Source organism: Fodinicurvata sediminis DSM 21159 (genome assembly GCF_000420625.1).
In the GTDB taxonomy this organism is placed as follows: domain Bacteria; phylum Pseudomonadota; class Alphaproteobacteria; order Kiloniellales; family DSM-21159; genus Fodinicurvata; species Fodinicurvata sediminis.
The window spans coordinates 93,480-109,212 of record NZ_ATVH01000017.1 but is presented as its reverse complement, the minus strand read 5'-3'; the positions used below and the strand labels follow the sequence as shown (position 1 = coordinate 109,212).

14 protein-coding genes are annotated in these 15,733 nt (G+C 64.2%); 3 read left to right on the top strand and 11 right to left on the bottom strand.

Going from position 1 to position 15,733, the window contains the following annotated elements; translation table 11 throughout:
- Window positions 1–43: 43 nt before the first annotated feature.
- A complete protein-coding gene (locus G502_RS0114485; protein WP_211217845.1) occupies window positions 44–862 on the top strand; it encodes a cysteine hydrolase family protein in 819 nt (272 codons plus the stop codon).
- A gap of 3 nt (window positions 863–865) precedes the next feature.
- On the opposite strand, the gene G502_RS0114480 is transcribed toward G502_RS0114485, so the two are convergent.
- The 8 genes from G502_RS0114480 to G502_RS0114445 form a co-directional block, all read right to left on the bottom strand.
- Complete coding sequence (locus G502_RS0114480) at window positions 866–1,906, bottom strand: P1 family peptidase (RefSeq protein WP_322098923.1); 1,041 nt, start codon at window positions 1,904–1,906, stop codon at window positions 866–868.
- Complete coding sequence (locus G502_RS0114475; protein WP_022729396.1) at window positions 1,890–2,636, bottom strand: SDR family oxidoreductase; 747 nt, start codon at window positions 2,634–2,636, stop codon at window positions 1,890–1,892. The genes G502_RS0114480 and G502_RS0114475 overlap by 17 nt, the downstream gene beginning before the upstream one ends.
- Before the next feature lie 37 nt (window positions 2,637–2,673).
- Window positions 2,674–4,140, bottom strand: coding sequence for an aldehyde dehydrogenase family protein (locus G502_RS0114470; RefSeq protein ID WP_022729395.1), 1,467 nt, complete (start codon window positions 4,138–4,140; stop codon window positions 2,674–2,676).
- A gap of 26 nt (window positions 4,141–4,166) precedes the next feature.
- Window positions 4,167–5,798, bottom strand: coding sequence for an ABC transporter ATP-binding protein (locus G502_RS0114465; protein WP_022729394.1), 1,632 nt, complete (start codon window positions 5,796–5,798; stop codon window positions 4,167–4,169).
- A complete protein-coding gene (locus G502_RS0114460; protein WP_022729393.1) occupies window positions 5,795–6,673 on the bottom strand; it encodes an ABC transporter permease in 879 nt (292 codons plus the stop codon). The genes G502_RS0114465 and G502_RS0114460 overlap by 4 nt, the downstream gene beginning before the upstream one ends.
- The gene (locus G502_RS0114455) at window positions 6,670–7,620 is read right to left on the bottom strand and encodes an ABC transporter permease (RefSeq protein WP_022729392.1); all 951 of its coding nucleotides are present in this window, start codon (window positions 7,618–7,620) and stop codon (window positions 6,670–6,672) included. The genes G502_RS0114460 and G502_RS0114455 overlap by 4 nt, the downstream gene beginning before the upstream one ends.
- An 86-nt stretch (window positions 7,621–7,706) precedes the next feature.
- Window positions 7,707–9,188 carry an ABC transporter substrate-binding protein gene (locus G502_RS0114450; RefSeq protein WP_051152287.1) on the bottom strand — a complete coding sequence of 494 codons (1,482 nt, stop codon included), beginning with the start codon at window positions 9,186–9,188 and terminating at the stop codon, window positions 7,707–7,709.
- A gap of 51 nt (window positions 9,189–9,239) precedes the next feature.
- Window positions 9,240–10,538 (bottom strand): acetylornithine deacetylase/succinyl-diaminopimelate desuccinylase family protein, encoded by a 1,299-nt coding sequence (locus G502_RS0114445; RefSeq protein WP_022729390.1) that lies wholly within the window; start codon window positions 10,536–10,538, stop codon window positions 9,240–9,242.
- A 117-nt stretch (window positions 10,539–10,655) separates the two neighbouring features.
- Here G502_RS0114445 and G502_RS0114440 point away from each other — a divergent pair, with 117 nt between their 5' ends.
- Window positions 10,656–11,225, top strand: a complete 570-nt coding sequence (locus tag G502_RS0114440; RefSeq protein ID WP_022729389.1) for a LuxR family transcriptional regulator — start codon at window positions 10,656–10,658, stop codon at window positions 11,223–11,225.
- A 21-nt stretch (window positions 11,226–11,246) separates the two neighbouring features.
- On the opposite strand, the gene G502_RS20440 is transcribed toward G502_RS0114440, so the two are convergent.
- Together G502_RS20440 and G502_RS0114430 are read right to left on the bottom strand one after the other, a co-directional pair.
- Entirely contained in the window at window positions 11,247–12,980 is a 1,734-nt protein-coding gene (locus G502_RS20440) for a uracil-xanthine permease family protein (protein WP_022729388.1), read from the bottom strand.
- Between the two features lie 129 nt (window positions 12,981–13,109).
- The gene (locus tag G502_RS0114430) at window positions 13,110–13,685 is read right to left on the bottom strand and encodes a PAS domain-containing protein (protein WP_022729387.1); all 576 of its coding nucleotides are present in this window, start codon (window positions 13,683–13,685) and stop codon (window positions 13,110–13,112) included.
- A 204-nt stretch (window positions 13,686–13,889) separates the two neighbouring features.
- Between G502_RS0114430 and G502_RS0114425 the strand changes: the two genes are divergently transcribed.
- Window positions 13,890–15,071 (top strand): M20 metallopeptidase family protein, encoded by a 1,182-nt coding sequence (locus G502_RS0114425; protein ID WP_022729386.1) that lies wholly within the window; start codon window positions 13,890–13,892, stop codon window positions 15,069–15,071.
- Between the two features lie 61 nt (window positions 15,072–15,132).
- Here the strand turns inward: G502_RS0114425 and G502_RS0114420 are convergent, their stop codons facing one another.
- Window positions 15,133–15,648 (bottom strand): PAS domain-containing protein, encoded by a 516-nt coding sequence (locus tag G502_RS0114420; protein ID WP_022729385.1) that lies wholly within the window; start codon window positions 15,646–15,648, stop codon window positions 15,133–15,135.
- Between the last annotated feature and the right edge of the window lie 85 nt (window positions 15,649–15,733).

Sequence of the window (15,733 nt, the reverse complement as noted above, 5' to 3'; positions counted from 1 at the left end):
GATACGTTACAAAATACCGATAAACCTTGCAATCCTGTAATGATTGACAAAGCCTTTTTCCAAGGCGAAGAAACATCTTGCAGCAAGCAGCACCGGAGCGCCACAAGGGCTGAACCGGCCCCAGGTCCACAAGACCGAGAGACAAGAGGAGCCCGCAGAAACGATGACCAAGACCCTGAACCCGATTCCGCCCGTCGACGCCGAAGACGGCAGTTACCGCTACCGCCCCATCGAACCCGGCAAGACGGCGCTGCTGTCCATCGACATGCAGAACATGGAGGCCGGCAAACCCCTGCGCGAACGCGCCAAGGTCGAAGGCACCCCAGAGTGGAAGAAGCGCTTTTTCTTCGAGCGCGTGGAGACTGTGGTCATCCCCGCCCAGCAGCGCCTGCAGGCGGCCGCGCGGGCGGCGGGCATCGAGGTCATCTACACCGTGATCCAGAGCCTGACCCAGGACGGGCGCGACCGCAGCCTTGACCACAAGATCTCGCGCCTGCACGCGGCCAAGGGCTCCTGGGAAGGCGCCGTGATCGACGAGGTCGCCCCGGTGGGCGACGAGATCGTCATTCCCAAGACGGCCTCGGGCATCTTCAACTGCACCAACATCGAATACGTCCTGCGCAACCTGGGCGTCGAATACCTGGTCGTCTATGGCGTGGTCACCGACCAGTGTGTCGAATCCACCGTGCGCGATGCCGCCGACCGCGGCTTCATGGTGACCGAGATCGAGGACGCCTGCGCCACCTATACCGAGGATCGCCACCTGCGCTCCATCGAGGCCATGGACGGCCACTACGCCCGCGCGCTGTCTGCCGACAGCTTCATCGCCGAGCTGGACGCCCTGGGCCTGAAGACGGCGTAAGGCTCAGGTCCTGCCCCAAGCTTCCTGCCACGTCGGCAGGCTATCCCCCTCTGCCGGCGTGGCGGCATGAACACCGCGGGCAATGGCGCGCGCCAGGCAGCTCGCGGCGGCGTGTCCCAGCAGCATCTGGTCGCTGGCCGGGTCCTCCAGCGGCCGCGCCCCGGTGGCCAGTGAGAAGACCAGATCCCCGTCCAGCGGTGTGTGCGAGGGCACCAGGCTGCGCGCCATGCCGTCATGGGCCACGGTCGCCAGGCGCTTGGCCTGCCCCTTGGTCAGCACGGCATCGGTGGCGACAATGGCAATCGTTGTGTTGGCCTTGGCGTTCAGCGCCTCCAGCGTCTTGTTCTTCGGCAGGGTGAGCGGCACCGCCTCGGGACAGGGCCCAAGTCCCCCGAATTCGGCGCCCACCTCGAAGGGCGCCGCCCAGAAGTGAGGATGCCCGGGAACATTCGCACTGCCGAAGGCATTGACGGCCACCAGCGCGCCCACCGTATGCCCGGAGTCCAGAACCAGGGACGCGGAGCCCAGGCCACCTTTCAGCTCGGCGGTGCCGGCACCGGTGCCGGCCCCGGCGGTGCCGAGGGCGAAGTCCATGCTGACGGCCTCCAGGGCCTCCGCACCCAAGGCCCGGTAAGGATTGCTGTTCCAGTCCTTGTCGCCGCCATTCAGAAGGTCGAAGAGGATGGCCGAGGGCACGATGGGCACCCGCATGTCGCCCACGGCAAAGCCACGCCCCTGCGCGCGCAGGGCATCGACCACACCCGAGGCGGCCTCCAGGCCGAAGGCGGAACCGCCGGAGAGCACCAGGGCGTCCACCCCCTGCACGGTCTTGTCGGGGGCCAGCAGGTCGGTTTCCCGCGTGCCCGGCGCGCCGCCCATCACCTCCACCGAGGCCACGGACGGCTGGTCGGCCAGCAGGACCGTGGTTCCGGACTTGACCCGGTCGTTCCGGGCATTGCCGACCTTCAGGCCGGGTACATCGGTAATCAGGTTGCGCGCACCGGGTTTCATGCCCTCTCCCTTGCGTTCAGATGCAGCGCCCACCGTCCACTTCCATGGCGACACCGGTCACCATGGAGGCCTCGTCCGAGCAGAGAAAGGCTGCGGTATTGCCCATGTCCTCGGCGGTGGAGAAGCGGCCGATGGGAATGGTCGAGAGGAACTTGGCCCGGACCTCGGGCGTGTCCTCGCCCATGAAGGACTTGAGCAGCGGCGTGTCGCCGGCCACGGGATTGATGGCGTTGACGCGTATGCCAGCCGGGGCCAGCTCCACCGCCATGGCCTTGGTGGCCGTGATCATCCAGCCCTTCGAGGCATTGTACCAGGACAGCCGCGGACGCGGGCTGACGCCGCCGGTCGAGGCAACGTTCAGGATGGCCCCGGTTCCCCGTTCCTTCATGTGCGGCAGAAGGGTCCGTGCCGTCAGGTAGACCGACTTGGTGTTCACCGCCAGCACGCGGTCGAAGTCCTCCTCGCTGACCTCTTCCATGGCGGCCGGCAGATGCGTGACCCCGGCGTTGTTCACCAGGATATCCACCTGGCCGAAGGCCGACAGCGCCGCCTGGCTCATCGCCTCGACGCTGTCCTTGCTGGCCACGTCCACTTTCTGGGCGACGGCCCTGTCGCCCAGCTCGCCGGCCAGGCTCTCGGCAGCCTCGCCGTTGATGTCGGCGATCATGACCCGGGCGCCTTCGTCCAGGAACTTGCGCACAATGCCGGCCCCGAAGCCCGAGGCGCCACCGGTGACGATGGCGGTCTTGTCCTTCAATCTCATACTCTTGCTGTCCTCTGTCTTGGTTGGAACGGCTAGTTCAGCCGTGATATGCCGCCACGGTCTTCAGCGACGAGAAGCCGTAGAGCGCCTCGAAGCCCTTCTCGCGGCCGTGGCCCGACTTGCCGACCCCACCGAAGGGCAGTTCGGCCCCACCGGCCGCCCCGTAGTTGTTCAGGAAGACCTGCCCGCAGTGCAGCTTCCGGGCCATGCGCATCTGGCGATCGCCGTCCTTCGACCAGACGCCGGCCACCAGGCCGTAATCCGTGCCATTGGCGATGGCCACGGCCTCATCCTCGTCCTCGAAGGGCAGCACCACCTGGACCGGGCCGAAGATCTCGTCCTGGGCCAGCTTGTGATCCGGTGACAGGCCGGCGATCAGCGTTGGCGGCACATAGTGGCCGCCGGACGGCGCATCGGCCGCAATCTCGCCCTGGGCCGCGATCTGCAGGCCGTCCTGCCGGGCCAGGTCCAGGAAGCCGGAGACGATCTTCTTCTGCGGGGCCGAAATCAACGGCCCGACATTCAGATCCGACAGCGCCGGGCCGACCTTCAGGCCACGATAGCTTTCGGCCAGCCGCTCCAGAAGCCGGTCGTAAAGACCGCGCTGGATCAACAGGCGCGATGAGGCCGAGCAGGTCTGGCCCGCGTTCTGCACCCCGGCGCGCACCAGGAAGGGCAGCGCCTTGTCCAGGTTGGCGTCCTCGAAGACCACCTGCGGGGACTTGCCGCCCAGTTCCAGGGTCACCGGCACCACGTTCTTCGCAGCCGCTGCCTGGATCATGCTGCCCACCGGCACCGAACCGGTGAAGGAGAGGTGATTGACGCCGCCGTGTTCCGACAGGGCCGCGCCGGCTTCCTCGCCCAGGCCCGGCACGGTGTTGAGCGCGCCTTCGGGCAGGCCGGCCTGCCGCGCGATCTCGGTAAAGACCAGAGCCGTCAGGCTGGCCTCCTCGGCAGGCTTCAGGACAGCGGCATTGCCCATGGCCAGGGCAGCGCCGACAGAGCGCCCGATGATCTGCATGGGATAGTTCCAGGGCACGATGTGACCGGTCACGCCGTGCGGCTCGCGCAGGGTATAGACGGTATAGCCTGCGTTGAAGGGAATGGTTTCGCCATGCACCTTGTCGGCCGCACCGCCGTAGAATTCCATGTAGCGGGCCAGCGCGACGGCATCGGCACGCGCCTGGCTGAGCGGCTTACCCACGTCGCGGGCCTCCAGTTCGGCCAGCTGCTCCACATGTTCCAGAACCAGTTGGCCGATGCGGACCAGAACGCGTCCCCGCTCGGTGGCCGTCATGCGCCCCCACTCACCCTGCAGGGCCGTGCGCGCCGCAGCCACGGCGCGGTCGATATCTTCGGCCCCGCCCCCGGCGATCTCGCCCATGATCTCTCCGGTCGAGGGATCCTCGGCCGGCAGGGTCGCGCCCGAGGCCGCCGGGCCCCAGGCGCCGGCGATGAAGCAGTGCCGGCTGTCGAAGCCGAAATCGCTCAGGATGTTGCTCATGGCTAGTGTCCTTTCTTGGATCTGGATCAGGCCGCCCGTTCGCGCGCCTTCAGGGCCCGCTCCAGGTCAGGCGTGGCGGCAATCAGGCTCTTGGTGTAGTCGTGCTGCGGATTGCTGAAGACCTCTTCCGTCGCCCCCTCCTCGACGATCTGGCCCGCCTTCATAACCAGGACGCGGTCGGTGATGGCGCGCACGACGGAGAGGTCGTGCGAGATGAAGAGGTAGGAGACCGAAAGGCGGTCCGAGAGGTCGGCCAGAAGATCCAGGATCTGCGCGCGGATCGAGACGTCCAGGGCCGAGACCGCCTCGTCCAGGACGATCAGCGACGGCTCTATGATCAGCGCACGCGCGATGGCAATGCGCTGGCGCTGGCCGCCCGAGAACTCGTGGATGTATTTCTGGGCATCGCCCGGCTGCAGCCCCACGGCCTCCATCATGGCCTCGACCCGGTGGCGACGCTCGGCGCCGGTCGGCGCCTGCGGGTCCAGATGAAAGGGCTCGGCCACCAGGCGCTCCACGCGATGGCGTGGGTTGAACGAGGCATAGGGATCCTGGAAGACCACCTGCACCTTGCGCCGCAGGTCGTGACCGGGACGGAAGCCGCGCCGATTGAAGGCGGTGCCTTCCAAATCGATCTCTCCGCCCTGCAGGTTCTCCAGGGCCAGGATCGCGCGGGTCAAGGTGGACTTGCCGCAGCCCGATTCCCCGACCAGCCCGACGTTCTCGCCGCGCTCTACGGCCAAAGAGACGTGATCCACGGCCCTGAAGGCACGCGCCCGCGCCAGGGGATGCGGGCGTGGCAGGGCATAGTCGCGCACGGCCTGGCTGACCTTCAGGACCGGCGGCCCGCTTTCGCGCCGGCGCGTCTGCGCACGCTCCGGACTGTGCGAGGACGCCGCAAAGAGCTTCCGGGTATAGGAATGCTGCATACGACGGAAAAGCTCCAGGGTCTGGCCCCGCTCCACCACTTCGCCCTCGCGCATGATGACGATGTGATCGGCCATGTCGGCCACCACCGCCAGGTCGTGGGTGATCAGGATCAGGCCCATGCCGTCCTCGGCCACCAGGCGCTTCAGCAGCTTCAGGATCTGTGCCTGAGTGGTGACATCCAGGGCGGTGGTCGGTTCGTCGGCGATCAGCAGCTTGGGCCGCAGCGCAATGGCCATGGCGATCACCACGCGCTGGCGCTGGCCGCCAGACAGCTCGTGGGGATAGCGCGACAGCGGAAACTGGGCCGCCGGCAGGCCGACACGATCCAGGGTCTCGCGTGCGATACGCTCGGCCTCGCGCTGGCTGCCGCCGCCATGGATGCGAATTGTCTCCGCAACCTGCCGGCCGATGGTTTGAACGGGATTGAGGGCGGTCATTGGTTCCTGGAAAACCATACCGATGTCCTTGCCGCGGACGGCACACATGCCCTTCTCGCCCTTCTCCTCCAGGGACTCGCCATTCAAGCGGATACGCCCCGACCACCGCGCCCCCTCGGGCAGCAGCTGCATGATGGCGCTGGCCGTCATGGACTTGCCCGAGCCCGACTCGCCCACCACGCCCAATACCTGCCCGGCACGCAGCGACAGGCTGACAGCCCTCAGGATGGGCAGGTCGCGGATCGAGAGGTCCAGGTTCTCGATGCTGAGAAGAGGAACGGACTTGCTCATCGTGCACGCCTCAGTCTCGGGTCCAGGATGTCCCGCAACCCATCGCCCATCAGGTTCAGGCCCAGGACCGTCAGCACGATGGCCAGGCCCGGGAAAATCGCCAGGTGCGGCGCGAAGGAGATCATGGTCTGGGCGTCCGCCAGCATCCGGCCCCAACTGGGCATGGGTGGCTGTGTACCCAGGCCCACATAGGACAGACCAGCCTCGGCCAGGATACCCAGCGAGAACTGGATGGTCCCCTGCACGATCAGGAGGTTGGTGATGTTGGGCAGAATATGCTCGGCGGAAATGCGTGTTGCGGACTTGCCGCTGACGCGCGCGGCCAGGATATAGTCGCGCGTCCACAGCGACAGGGCGGCCCCACGCGAAAGACGGGCGAAGACGGGAATGTTGAAAATGCCGATGGCGATGATGGCGTTGACGGCACCGGGCCCGAAGACCGCCGTGATCATGATGGCCAGCAGCAGGGCCGGGAAGGCGAAGATCAGGTCATTGGTGCGCATGATGATCTCGTCCAGCAGCGAACCGCGACGCGCCGCCGCCGCCAGGCCCAGTGGCACGCCCAGCAGGATGCCAATCCCCACCGCGATCAGGGCCACCGCGATCGAGGCGCGCGCCCCAACCATAACCATGGACAGAATATCCCGGCCCAGATTGTCGGTTCCCAGCCAGTGCGCAAGCGAGGGGTCCTTCAGCTTCTCGGTCGGATTGAGCTGCGTCACTTCATAGGGTGTCCAGACGAAGGACAGAAGAGTGGCAAGGAAGAAGACCAGCGTCAGGGACGCACCAACCACAAAGTTGGGCGAGCGCACCGCGGTCGCCAGGAAACCGCGGTGCCCCTTTCCATGAGGCAGGGTCTGCACGCTTTCGCTCATGACCGCTGCCCCCTCAGCCGCGGGTCCACGGCCGCATAAGCCAGGTCGACCAGGAAGGTGATCAGAATGACGGCAAAGACCAGAAGCATGATAACGGTCTGGACCACGATCAGGTCACGCTGGGCTATGGCCTGGAAAGCCAGGCGCCCCAGGCCCGGCAGGAAGAAGACATTCTCTATGATGATGGCGCCGGCCAGCAGGAAGGAAAACTGCAGGCCGATGATGGTCAGCACGGGGATCAGGGCATTGCGCAGGGCATGCCGCCAGAGCGCCTGGCTGCGTGTCAGGCCCTTGGCCCGAGCCGTGCGCACGAAGTCCTCGCCCAGGGTTTCCAGCAGCGACGAGCGCATGACCCGCGCCAGGATCGAGGCCTGAGGTAGCGCCAGCGCCACCGCTGGCAGGGTCAGCGCATGTACGGCCAGCAGGAAGCCGCTGTCCCAACCTGGAAAGCCGCCGGCGGAAAACCACTGCAGTATGATCGAGAAGAAAAAGACCAGCAGCATGGCGAACCAGAAGTTCGGGACGGCAATGCCAAGCTGCGTCATGCCCATGATGGACAGGTCCGTGGGCGAATTGCGCCGGGCTGCCGAAAAAATCCCGGCCGGAAAGGCAATCAGGGTGGACAGCGTCAGGGCATAGAGCGCCAGCGGCAGGGAAACCCACAGCCGGTCGCCGATCAACTCGGCCACCGGTACCTTGTAGGTATAGCTGGTGCCGAACTCCCCCACCAGCATCCCCTGGAGCCAGTCGAAGTAGCGTTGCAGCAGCGTTTGATCCAGGCCCAGCTCGCGCCTCAGAGAGGCCAGAGCTTCCGGCTGTGCATTCATGCCCAGCATGAAGCGCGCCGGATCCCCGGGCACCACATTGATGACAAAGAAGATGACAAGGCTGGCGGCCAGCAGACTGAGAGTCAGCGAGACGAGCCGTTTCAGGACAAACGAGAGCATGGATCACTCTGGACGCATCGGCCTTGATGAAAACCGGCCGGACACTGCCACGGCAGCATCCGGCCGGCCACGACTTTTCCTTCCGGTCACTCTTTCCAGTAGACACCCGTCAGATCGTTGGCCTGGGTCGGTTGATCCTGCCAGAGGCCCATCAGGTCCGCCTTGGCCACACCCAGTTTCGGCAGCTGGAAGAGGAAGGCGTTGACGTAGTCATCGGCCAGCTTGCGCTGGGCCTGTTCCAGCAACTCGTTGCGTGCCTCTTCATCGGCCGTTGCTTCGAGTTCAGCCATGATCTCTCGGAATTCCTCGGAGTCATAGTTGAAGTAATAATCGTCGCGGGCATAGATGTTGATGTCCATGGGCTCGGTATGCGCCACGACGGTCAGATGATAGTCCGTGTCCTCGAAGACGCTCTGCAGCCACTGGGCCCACTCGACATTGATGATCTCGGCCTCGATGCCGACGTCGCGCAGATAGGAGGCCAGGATCTCCCCGCCACGCCGCGCATAGGACGGCGGCGGCAGCTTCAGGGTCGTCTCGAAGCCATCCTCGTAACCGGCTTCGGCCAGCAGCTCGCGCGAAAGCTCGGGATCATAGGCCGACTGCCCGGTCAGGTCCACATAGGCCGGATTCTGCGGCGCCAGGTGCGAACCGATGGGCGTACCATAGCCGAAATAGGCCCCCTCGATCAGGCCCTCGCGGTCGATGGCGTGCGCCACCGCCTTGCGTACGCGAATGTCATCGAAGGGTTCAACGGCGTTGTTCATCGCCATGATGATCTCGCCTTCGGTGGACCCCTCGATCACCTTGAACTGGGGATCGGCCTCGAACTGGGCAATGTTCTCCGGCGCCGGGAAGCTGGGATAGGCATCCAGGTCGCCCGCCATCATGGCCGAGAAGGCCGCCGTGGGGTCGTCGATGAACTTGAAGATCGCGCTCTCCAAGGCCACCGGCTCGCCCCAGTAGTCCTCGTAGCGTGTCAGCTCCACGCTGTCTCCTTCGCGCCAGTCCTCGAACTGGAAGGGGCCCGTGCCGACTGGATTGGTCGCGTTGTCGGCGGCGCTTTCCTCGGCCACGATGACCGCATCGCCCCAAGCCATGTTGGACAGGAAGGCGCCATCAGGCTGTGAGAGGTTCACCTGGACAGTGTGGGGATCGACGACCTCGACAGATTCGATGTCCTCGAACAGGACCTTCTGCGCATTGGTGGAGTCCTCGGCCCGCGCGCGATCCAGCGAGAACTTCACGTCCTCTGCCGTCATCTCCGTGCCATCGTGGAAGGTCACGCCTTCGTGCAGATGGAAGGTATAGCTCAGCTCATCCTCGGAGATATCCCAGGACTCGGCCAGCGCCGGCTGGATCGAGCCGTCCTCGGCATAACGAGTCAGCCCCTCGAAGACATTGGCATAGACCACCTCGTCGATGGCGGCGGCGGCGCCTGCGGTGGGATCGAGGTTCGGCGGCTCCAGCACCATGCCCAGGGTGACCGAGGTCTTCTGGGCCAGAGCCGGTCCGGCAAAGGCCACGGCCGCACCCATCACGGCCGCCGAAAGGATCTTGCCCGTCATCTTCATCTTCTCACACTCCCTATCGTCATTTCGTCTGTTGTTCTATCGCTTTCAGCTTTCCGTACCCAGCAGGCTGCAGAGCGAAAGCGCCATGACCTTGGCGGATTCCACCATGTCCTCGATGCCGACATACTCGTCCGGCTTGTGCGCCAGGTCCAGGATACCGGGCCCATAGGCGATACAGTCCTTCAGACGCCCAATACGATCAATATGCTTCTGGTCATAGGTTCCGGGCGAGACCACGTACTCCGGTGCCCTGTTGAAGACCTGCTCGATCGCCTTCGACACCGACTGCACCACAGGCGCCTCGCGGTCCGTCATGGTCGGGCTGACCTGCCAGAGTTCCTTCAGGTCATAGCGGAAGTTGTCGCGGCTGGACTTCACGCGCTCCAGCAGCTCGACGATCTCGCCGCGCACCTCCTCGGGCTTCTCCTCGATCAGGTAGCGCCGATCAATGATCATGCGTGCGGAATCCGGGACGCAGGCCGAGGGAAAACCCGTGAAATCCGCGTCAGGTTCCTTCTGGCCTCCATGGAAGGAGTTGATGTTCATGGTGGACCGGCGGGCGCCCTCGGGCACCACCGGCATCTCCGTGTGCCGGCTGGCCAGGGCCGGAAAGAGGCTCTTCTCCATCTCGCTCAGCACGGCCCCCATGTGCCGTACGGCGCAGTCGCCCAGGAAGGGCATCGAACCATGCGCGATTTCGCCCTGCGTCTCGATCTCGGCCCACCAGACTCCGCGATGGCCCAGGCAGACCCGGTCCTTGTTCAGCGGCTCGGGAATGATGACATGCTGCACGCGCTTGGGATCGAAATAGCCTTGTTCGGCCAGATAGGCCACACCGCCGTAACCGCCGGTCTCCTCGTCGGCCGTGCCGGAGATCTCGATGGCGCCCGGGAAATCGGGGTGGACTTCCAGGAAGGCCTCGGCGGCGATGATCGAGGCCGCCAGACCGCCCTTCATGTCGCAGCTGCCGCGGCCATAAATCTTGCCGTCCTTCACTTCGCCGCCGAAGGGATCGAAGGTCCAGCCCTTGCCGACCTCGACCACGTCGATGTGGGAGTTGAAATGCACACAGGGCCCGCTGCTCTTTCCTTCACGACGCGCGATCACGTTCCAGCGCGGGTACTTGTCACTGTCACCGGGCGTACCTTCGGCGCGGATGAAGGTGACCTCGAAACCGCTGCCTTTCAGGCGTTCGGACAGGAACTCGCAGATCTCCAGGTAACAATCACCCGGTGGGTTCAGCGTGGGAATACGGATCAACGCCTGCGTCAGTTCGACCAGGTCGTCGCGGCGCGCCTCGATGGCCGAGGCCAGTCTGTCGGCGCTGGCAATGGCTTGATCCATAATTTCATTCTCTCCCTGTTATACGCAGCTCTATTGCAGTATTCGACAGCGAGACGCAGTATCGCAATCTGGTAGAATCACGGCCCGTGAAAATACGGTAGGCAGGCACAAGGCGGCATGACCCAGGCTGAAAAGACAGTACAGGAAGATCTGGACCAACTGGCGTTCGACCACGCGCCGGTGGGGCTCGTGCTGACTGAAGAGCGGATCATTCGAGCCTGCAATCTGACATTTGCGGCGCTGTTCGGCTACACGCGCCAGGAACTACTGAACCAGTCCTTCCGCATGCTCTATGCCAGTCACGGCGAGTTCGAGCAGATACGCGACGTGGGCCTGGAAGCCCTGCGTATCAGCGGTTGTTACACCGATGAGAGGGTCATGCCGCGGCGCGACGGCTCCTATTTCTGGTGCCGGGTGCATGTGCGCACCTTCCATCCCGACGCCCCCATGAAGCGGGTCATCCTGAGTTTCGCCGACCTGACCCAGGTCCGCCCCGCCATCTCACTGACAGCACGCGAACGCCAGGTAGTCCAGCATCTTGCGCGGGGCCTGACCAGCAAGGAGATCGGGCGCGAACTTTCGATCTCGCCACGCACGGTCGAGGATTACCGTGCCCGCCTTCTGGACAAGTTCAATGTGCGCAATGTCGCCGGCCTGCTGGCCCGCCTGGGTGGGATCTCCACATAGGACAGGCGCCTGAAGCTGCCTTCAGGTCTCGAAGACCAGAATCACCTTCTGCTGTCCCTGGTTCTCCGCCATGCGAACGCTGTCGGCAAAATGCCGCATCAGGCGGTATTCCAGTCCGTCCTCGCCGGGCTGGGTCCTGGCCGTTGAGTCAGGGGATCGGAGCGCAGTCTCGCTGTCCGGATCTGCCGCTGTGAACTCCAGGTTCGCCCGGATCCGGAACTCGTCGTAATTGACATGCAGCTTGAGCGGGCGGCCTTCGGAGCCGCGGGCCAGGGCCAGTTCGCCGGCTTCTGTCAGTCCGGCGGCCAACCGCTCAATGACGTCACGGCGGGCGCCCCAAAGCGCCCCCTGTTCACGGCAGAAGGTCACCAGCTGCGGCAGCAGGCTGCTGTCCAGCGGCAGCTCCAGCTCGGCCGTGCGCTTCACCCCTATACGAAACAGGGCATTGAGCACCAGGGCCAGGACCAGGGCCACCACCAGCGAAGACCCGCTGATGGACTTCAGCCAGAGTGGGAAGTGGTCGTAGAACTCGGGAAAGACGTCGTGGCTGAGACCGAAGATCAGGGCCACCCCGATGGTCAGGATCCGCCGGGCATCCAACAGGCGGGCCACAATGATGCTAAGCCCGTTGGACAGGATGAAGGCCGAGGAGAATACCAGTATGGCACCGGTCAGGGCCTGGGGCATGCCGATGGCCAGCATGACGATATCGGGCGACAGCGCCAGCACGAAGAATAGCCCGCCAATGGCCAGCCCCACCCTGCGCTGGATGATGCCGGTCGCCTGTGACAGGCCGATGGAACTGGAAAAGCTGTTCAGGCCAACGGCGCCCAGCAGGCCGGCACAGGCCGTGGCCAAGCCATCGGCGCGCACGCCGCGGGCGATGCTGTCCATGTCGGGGCGCACCCAGCTTTCGTCGGCGATCCGCTGGCAAGTCGTAATGTCGCCCGTGGCCCTGAGCGCACAGGCAAGCGCCCCGATCATGAAAGGCACGGCCAGAGTGACATCGAAACTGGGCAGCAGATAAGGCAGATTCGGCAGGTCGACCAGCCCCACCAGACTGAGTTGCTGACCAGCCGGCAATTCCACCTGGCCCAGAACGGCGGCCAGTGGATAGATCACGCCGATGCAAATCAGCCCGGCGAACAGCTTGAAGACTCCCCGCCCCCAGACGTTCAGCACGATCAGTAGGGCCAGGGCCAGCACGCCGAGGGCCACGGCGTGACTGTCCGAGACGCCCTCACAAAAGTCGCCGTGGCTGTCCAGGCCAAGCATCAGGCGGAACCCCATGAAACCCAGGATCAACCCGATCATGACCACGGCCAGTCCGGCGATTTCTGCCGGCAGGTAGGCACGCAGGCGGCGCAACAGGAACGAGAAGGCGACTTCACAGAGCCCGGCAAAGATGGTCATCCCGAAAACCAGCGACAGCCCGCCGGTATCGGCTGCGGCCAGTGACGCCGGCAGGTAGGCTGCCGTAAAGACAGCCGGGCAGAGATAACCACTGCCCAGCCTTCGACCCCGCAGGCAAAGCAGAATATTGCCGATGCCCAGTGCCAGCAGAGACGCCGTGATCACCGCCTCCTGAAGCGCAAAGCCGGCATCGGCAGCCCGCAAGACAAGCAGCGGGAAGACCAGTCCGATGGGCGCGATAATGGCAATATGCTGCAAGGCAGAGAAAAGCAGCGTCCCGTGAGACAGGTGCTTTTCCTGCGGGGGCTTTTCCTGCGGCAGCGCCCTGCCGTCGCCTGTCATGCCCTTAGCGCCATGGTTTTTCAGGTAAGATCGCCTCAAGAGTCATCTATGCAACACCAACCAGGTCAACACTAACAAGCATTGCCAGGAAATCCACCTTCTGGACCTGCCAGGCCTCTGCCGGGCGCTTCAGATCCTGCGGAACCCTTCAGGTGCGCCCGTTTGCGGGACGGGCCCATTGGGTCCGAACTCGTAGCAGGCCAGCAGGATATCCATTCGATATCCCGGCTCCAGGGAAAAGGGAACGCTCAACCGGCTGTAGGTGACATGATCGCGCTCGGCCGCCTCCATCCAGCCGTGAACCAGTTGGGGCGCAGGATTGTCATAGAGTTCACGGGCAGTGCGCTGGCCCGCGCGCAGGCGTTCGGGTGTCGAAATCTGACTGAAGCGTTGGCCACGAAGGCTGCGCCCGGCATGGCGTTCGAACTCGGCGCCGGCCAGACGGAAAAAGAGATCTTCGCCCTGGTCCAGGACCTCATAGACCACCAGGCGCGTAATCACCGTCCAGAGGCGCAGAGGGTCGAAATTGCTCCATTGCGGCAGACTCCCGTCTTCTGGCTGCAACTCCTGCCAATAGGCCAGCAGGGTGCGCTGGCGGTCCGTCAGCGTTTCATCCCGTTGCCCGGCTTCGCTCACACCGTTCGGCAAGCCCGACCAGATCACCCGCTGGCTGTCTCCGGGGGGCAAGCTATTGCGATTTTCCATTCAGCTCTCTTTGAGATTCGTCTCTTATCTTTCTCTTGTATTTTATTCGTAAACCCTGAAAAAGCTCTTAATAAAATGCGCTGATCTGCCAGACAGACAGCAGCCAAGACGCGTCCGGCCGCTCCCGCCGGCTTTGCTTTACATTTCGCGCGGCGCTGCTTTACTGTCCGCCGAAAACGCCCAAAAACAGTGAGGAAGATCATCATGGAAATGCAGAACCTGGATAAACTCGTTCAGTTCCGTCACGACATTCACCAGCATCCCGAACTGGGCTTCTGCGAGCATGAAACCTCACGCAAGGTCCAGGCCTACCTGGACGACCTGGGCGTCGAGTATGCCTCAGGCATCGGCAAGACCGGTATCGTGGCCTGGATCAAGGGCAACACTGAAGGCAGCGACCGCACTGTGGGGCTGCGTGCCGACATGGACGCACTGCCCCTGGAGGAGACCAGCGGTGTCGAATATTCCTCCAAGAACAAGGGGTGCATGCATGCCTGCGGCCATGACGGCCACACCACCATGCTGCTGGGTGCCGTCGAGCACTTCCACAGCAACCGCGACTTCGCCGGCACCATCTATTTCGTCTTCCAGCCCGCCGAGGAAGGCGTGGGCGGCGGCAAGGCCATGGTCGACGACGGCCTGTTCGATCGCTTTCCCATGGACGAGATCTACGGCCTGCACAACTGGCCCGGCCTGCCGGTCGGCATGTTCGGTGTGATCCCCGGCCCGCTGATGGCCAGCGGCGACCGCATCGATGTCACGATTCACGGCAAGGGTGGACATGGCGGCCTGAACCCGCATGGCTGCATCGATCCGGTCCGCATCGCGGCCGACTTCATCAACCGCGCCCATACCATCATCTCGCGCGAGGTCGACCCGCTCAGTCCGGCCGTGCTCAGCATCTGCGCCATCGAGAGCGGTGACATCAGCGGCTTCGCGGTCATCCCCGACACCGCCCGCATGAGTGGCACGCTGCGCAGCCTGGACAAGGATACCCGCAAGGTCATGGTGGATGCGCTGGAGCGCCTGTCCAAAAGCCTAGAGGCCTATTACGGCTGCACCATCGACTTGAACATCGAAGACAAGTTCGAGGTCACCTACAACGAGGAAGCGGCCACGGAATCCGCAATCAAGGTCATCCGCGAGACCTTCGGTGAAGAAACTCTGGCCCCGAACCACAAGCCCACCATGGGCGGCGAGGATTTCTCCTACATGCTGGCCGCCTGCCCCGGTGCCTACATCCACCTGGGATCAGGCGACGAGGAACATACCCACGGGCTGCACAATCCAGGGTATGACTTCAATGACAAGGCCATTCCCTTCGGTGTCGAGCTGCTGGCGGGCGTGGCCCTGGAATCCCTGGGCAAGCAGAACCGCCGCGGCTGAGTTTTACCGAGACGGCCAATCGCAACGTCAGGGGCCCGCTTCGCCGGGCCCCTTTTGCGTGTCAGGACTCGAAAGCGTAACAACAGAGGATATGGGCAAGAGGACCGCCGTCCTGTTCGGCAAAGCCCACGGCCAGACGTCGATAGCCCACATGGCCTCGGTCAAAGGTGGACAGCGTTCCCGCGTGCAGGACCGGACGTGGATCGCGCAACATGTCCTTCAGCGCCGCCTGGATCTGCGGGACCTCGTCCGGGTTGCCCACCTTGGTGAAGCGCTGCCCGCGCAGGTTCGAGCCGGCCCGATCCGCGAAATCCTGTCCGACCAGACGAAAGACAATGTCCTCTCCATCCCCCAGGACCTGCAACAGGGTAATGCTGGCCACCCGTGTCCAGACTTCAAGCGGGTCGAAACGGCTGCGTGCCGGCAGGCCTTCCGCCGGCTTCAGGCTGTACCAGTAACCCGTAACCTCCCTTTGCGCCTCGCTCATCTCGCGCGCAACCGTTTCCGGCAGGTCCTGCGGCTTGCAGGACCCTTTCCAGATCATGCGGTGCGGCTGAATGGTATGCGGGTAGACCATGAGACGCTCAGGCAGGACAGACGAAACCAGCACCGCAGTCGCAATAAGGGCTGCGGTGCTGCAACTTACGTTAGGCCATCTGCCT

Coding starts and splice junctions, on each gene's coding strand:
- G502_RS0114475 (WP_022729396.1), bottom strand. CDS start 2,636: ATGAGATTGAAGGACAAGACCGCCATCGTCACCGGTGGCGCCTCGGGC.
- G502_RS0114470 (WP_022729395.1), bottom strand. CDS start 4,140: ATGAGCAACATCCTGAGCGATTTCGGCTTCGACAGCCGGCACTGCTTC.
- G502_RS0114465 (WP_022729394.1), bottom strand. CDS start 5,798: ATGAGCAAGTCCGTTCCTCTTCTCAGCATCGAGAACCTGGACCTCTCG.
- G502_RS0114460 (WP_022729393.1), bottom strand. CDS start 6,673: ATGAGCGAAAGCGTGCAGACCCTGCCTCATGGAAAGGGGCACCGCGGT.
- G502_RS0114455 (WP_022729392.1), bottom strand. CDS start 7,620: ATGCTCTCGTTTGTCCTGAAACGGCTCGTCTCGCTGACTCTCAGTCTG.
- G502_RS0114450 (WP_051152287.1), bottom strand. CDS start 9,188: ATGACGGGCAAGATCCTTTCGGCGGCCGTGATGGGTGCGGCCGTGGCC.
- G502_RS0114445 (WP_022729390.1), bottom strand. CDS start 10,538: ATGGATCAAGCCATTGCCAGCGCCGACAGACTGGCCTCGGCCATCGAG.
- G502_RS0114440 (WP_022729389.1), top strand. CDS start 10,656: ATGACCCAGGCTGAAAAGACAGTACAGGAAGATCTGGACCAACTGGCG.
- G502_RS20440 (WP_022729388.1), bottom strand. CDS start 12,980: ATGACAGGCGACGGCAGGGCGCTGCCGCAGGAAAAGCCCCCGCAGGAA.
- G502_RS0114430 (WP_022729387.1), bottom strand. CDS start 13,685: ATGGAAAATCGCAATAGCTTGCCCCCCGGAGACAGCCAGCGGGTGATC.
- G502_RS0114425 (WP_022729386.1), top strand. CDS start 13,890: ATGGAAATGCAGAACCTGGATAAACTCGTTCAGTTCCGTCACGACATT.
- G502_RS0114420 (WP_022729385.1), bottom strand. CDS start 15,648: ATGGTCTACCCGCATACCATTCAGCCGCACCGCATGATCTGGAAAGGG.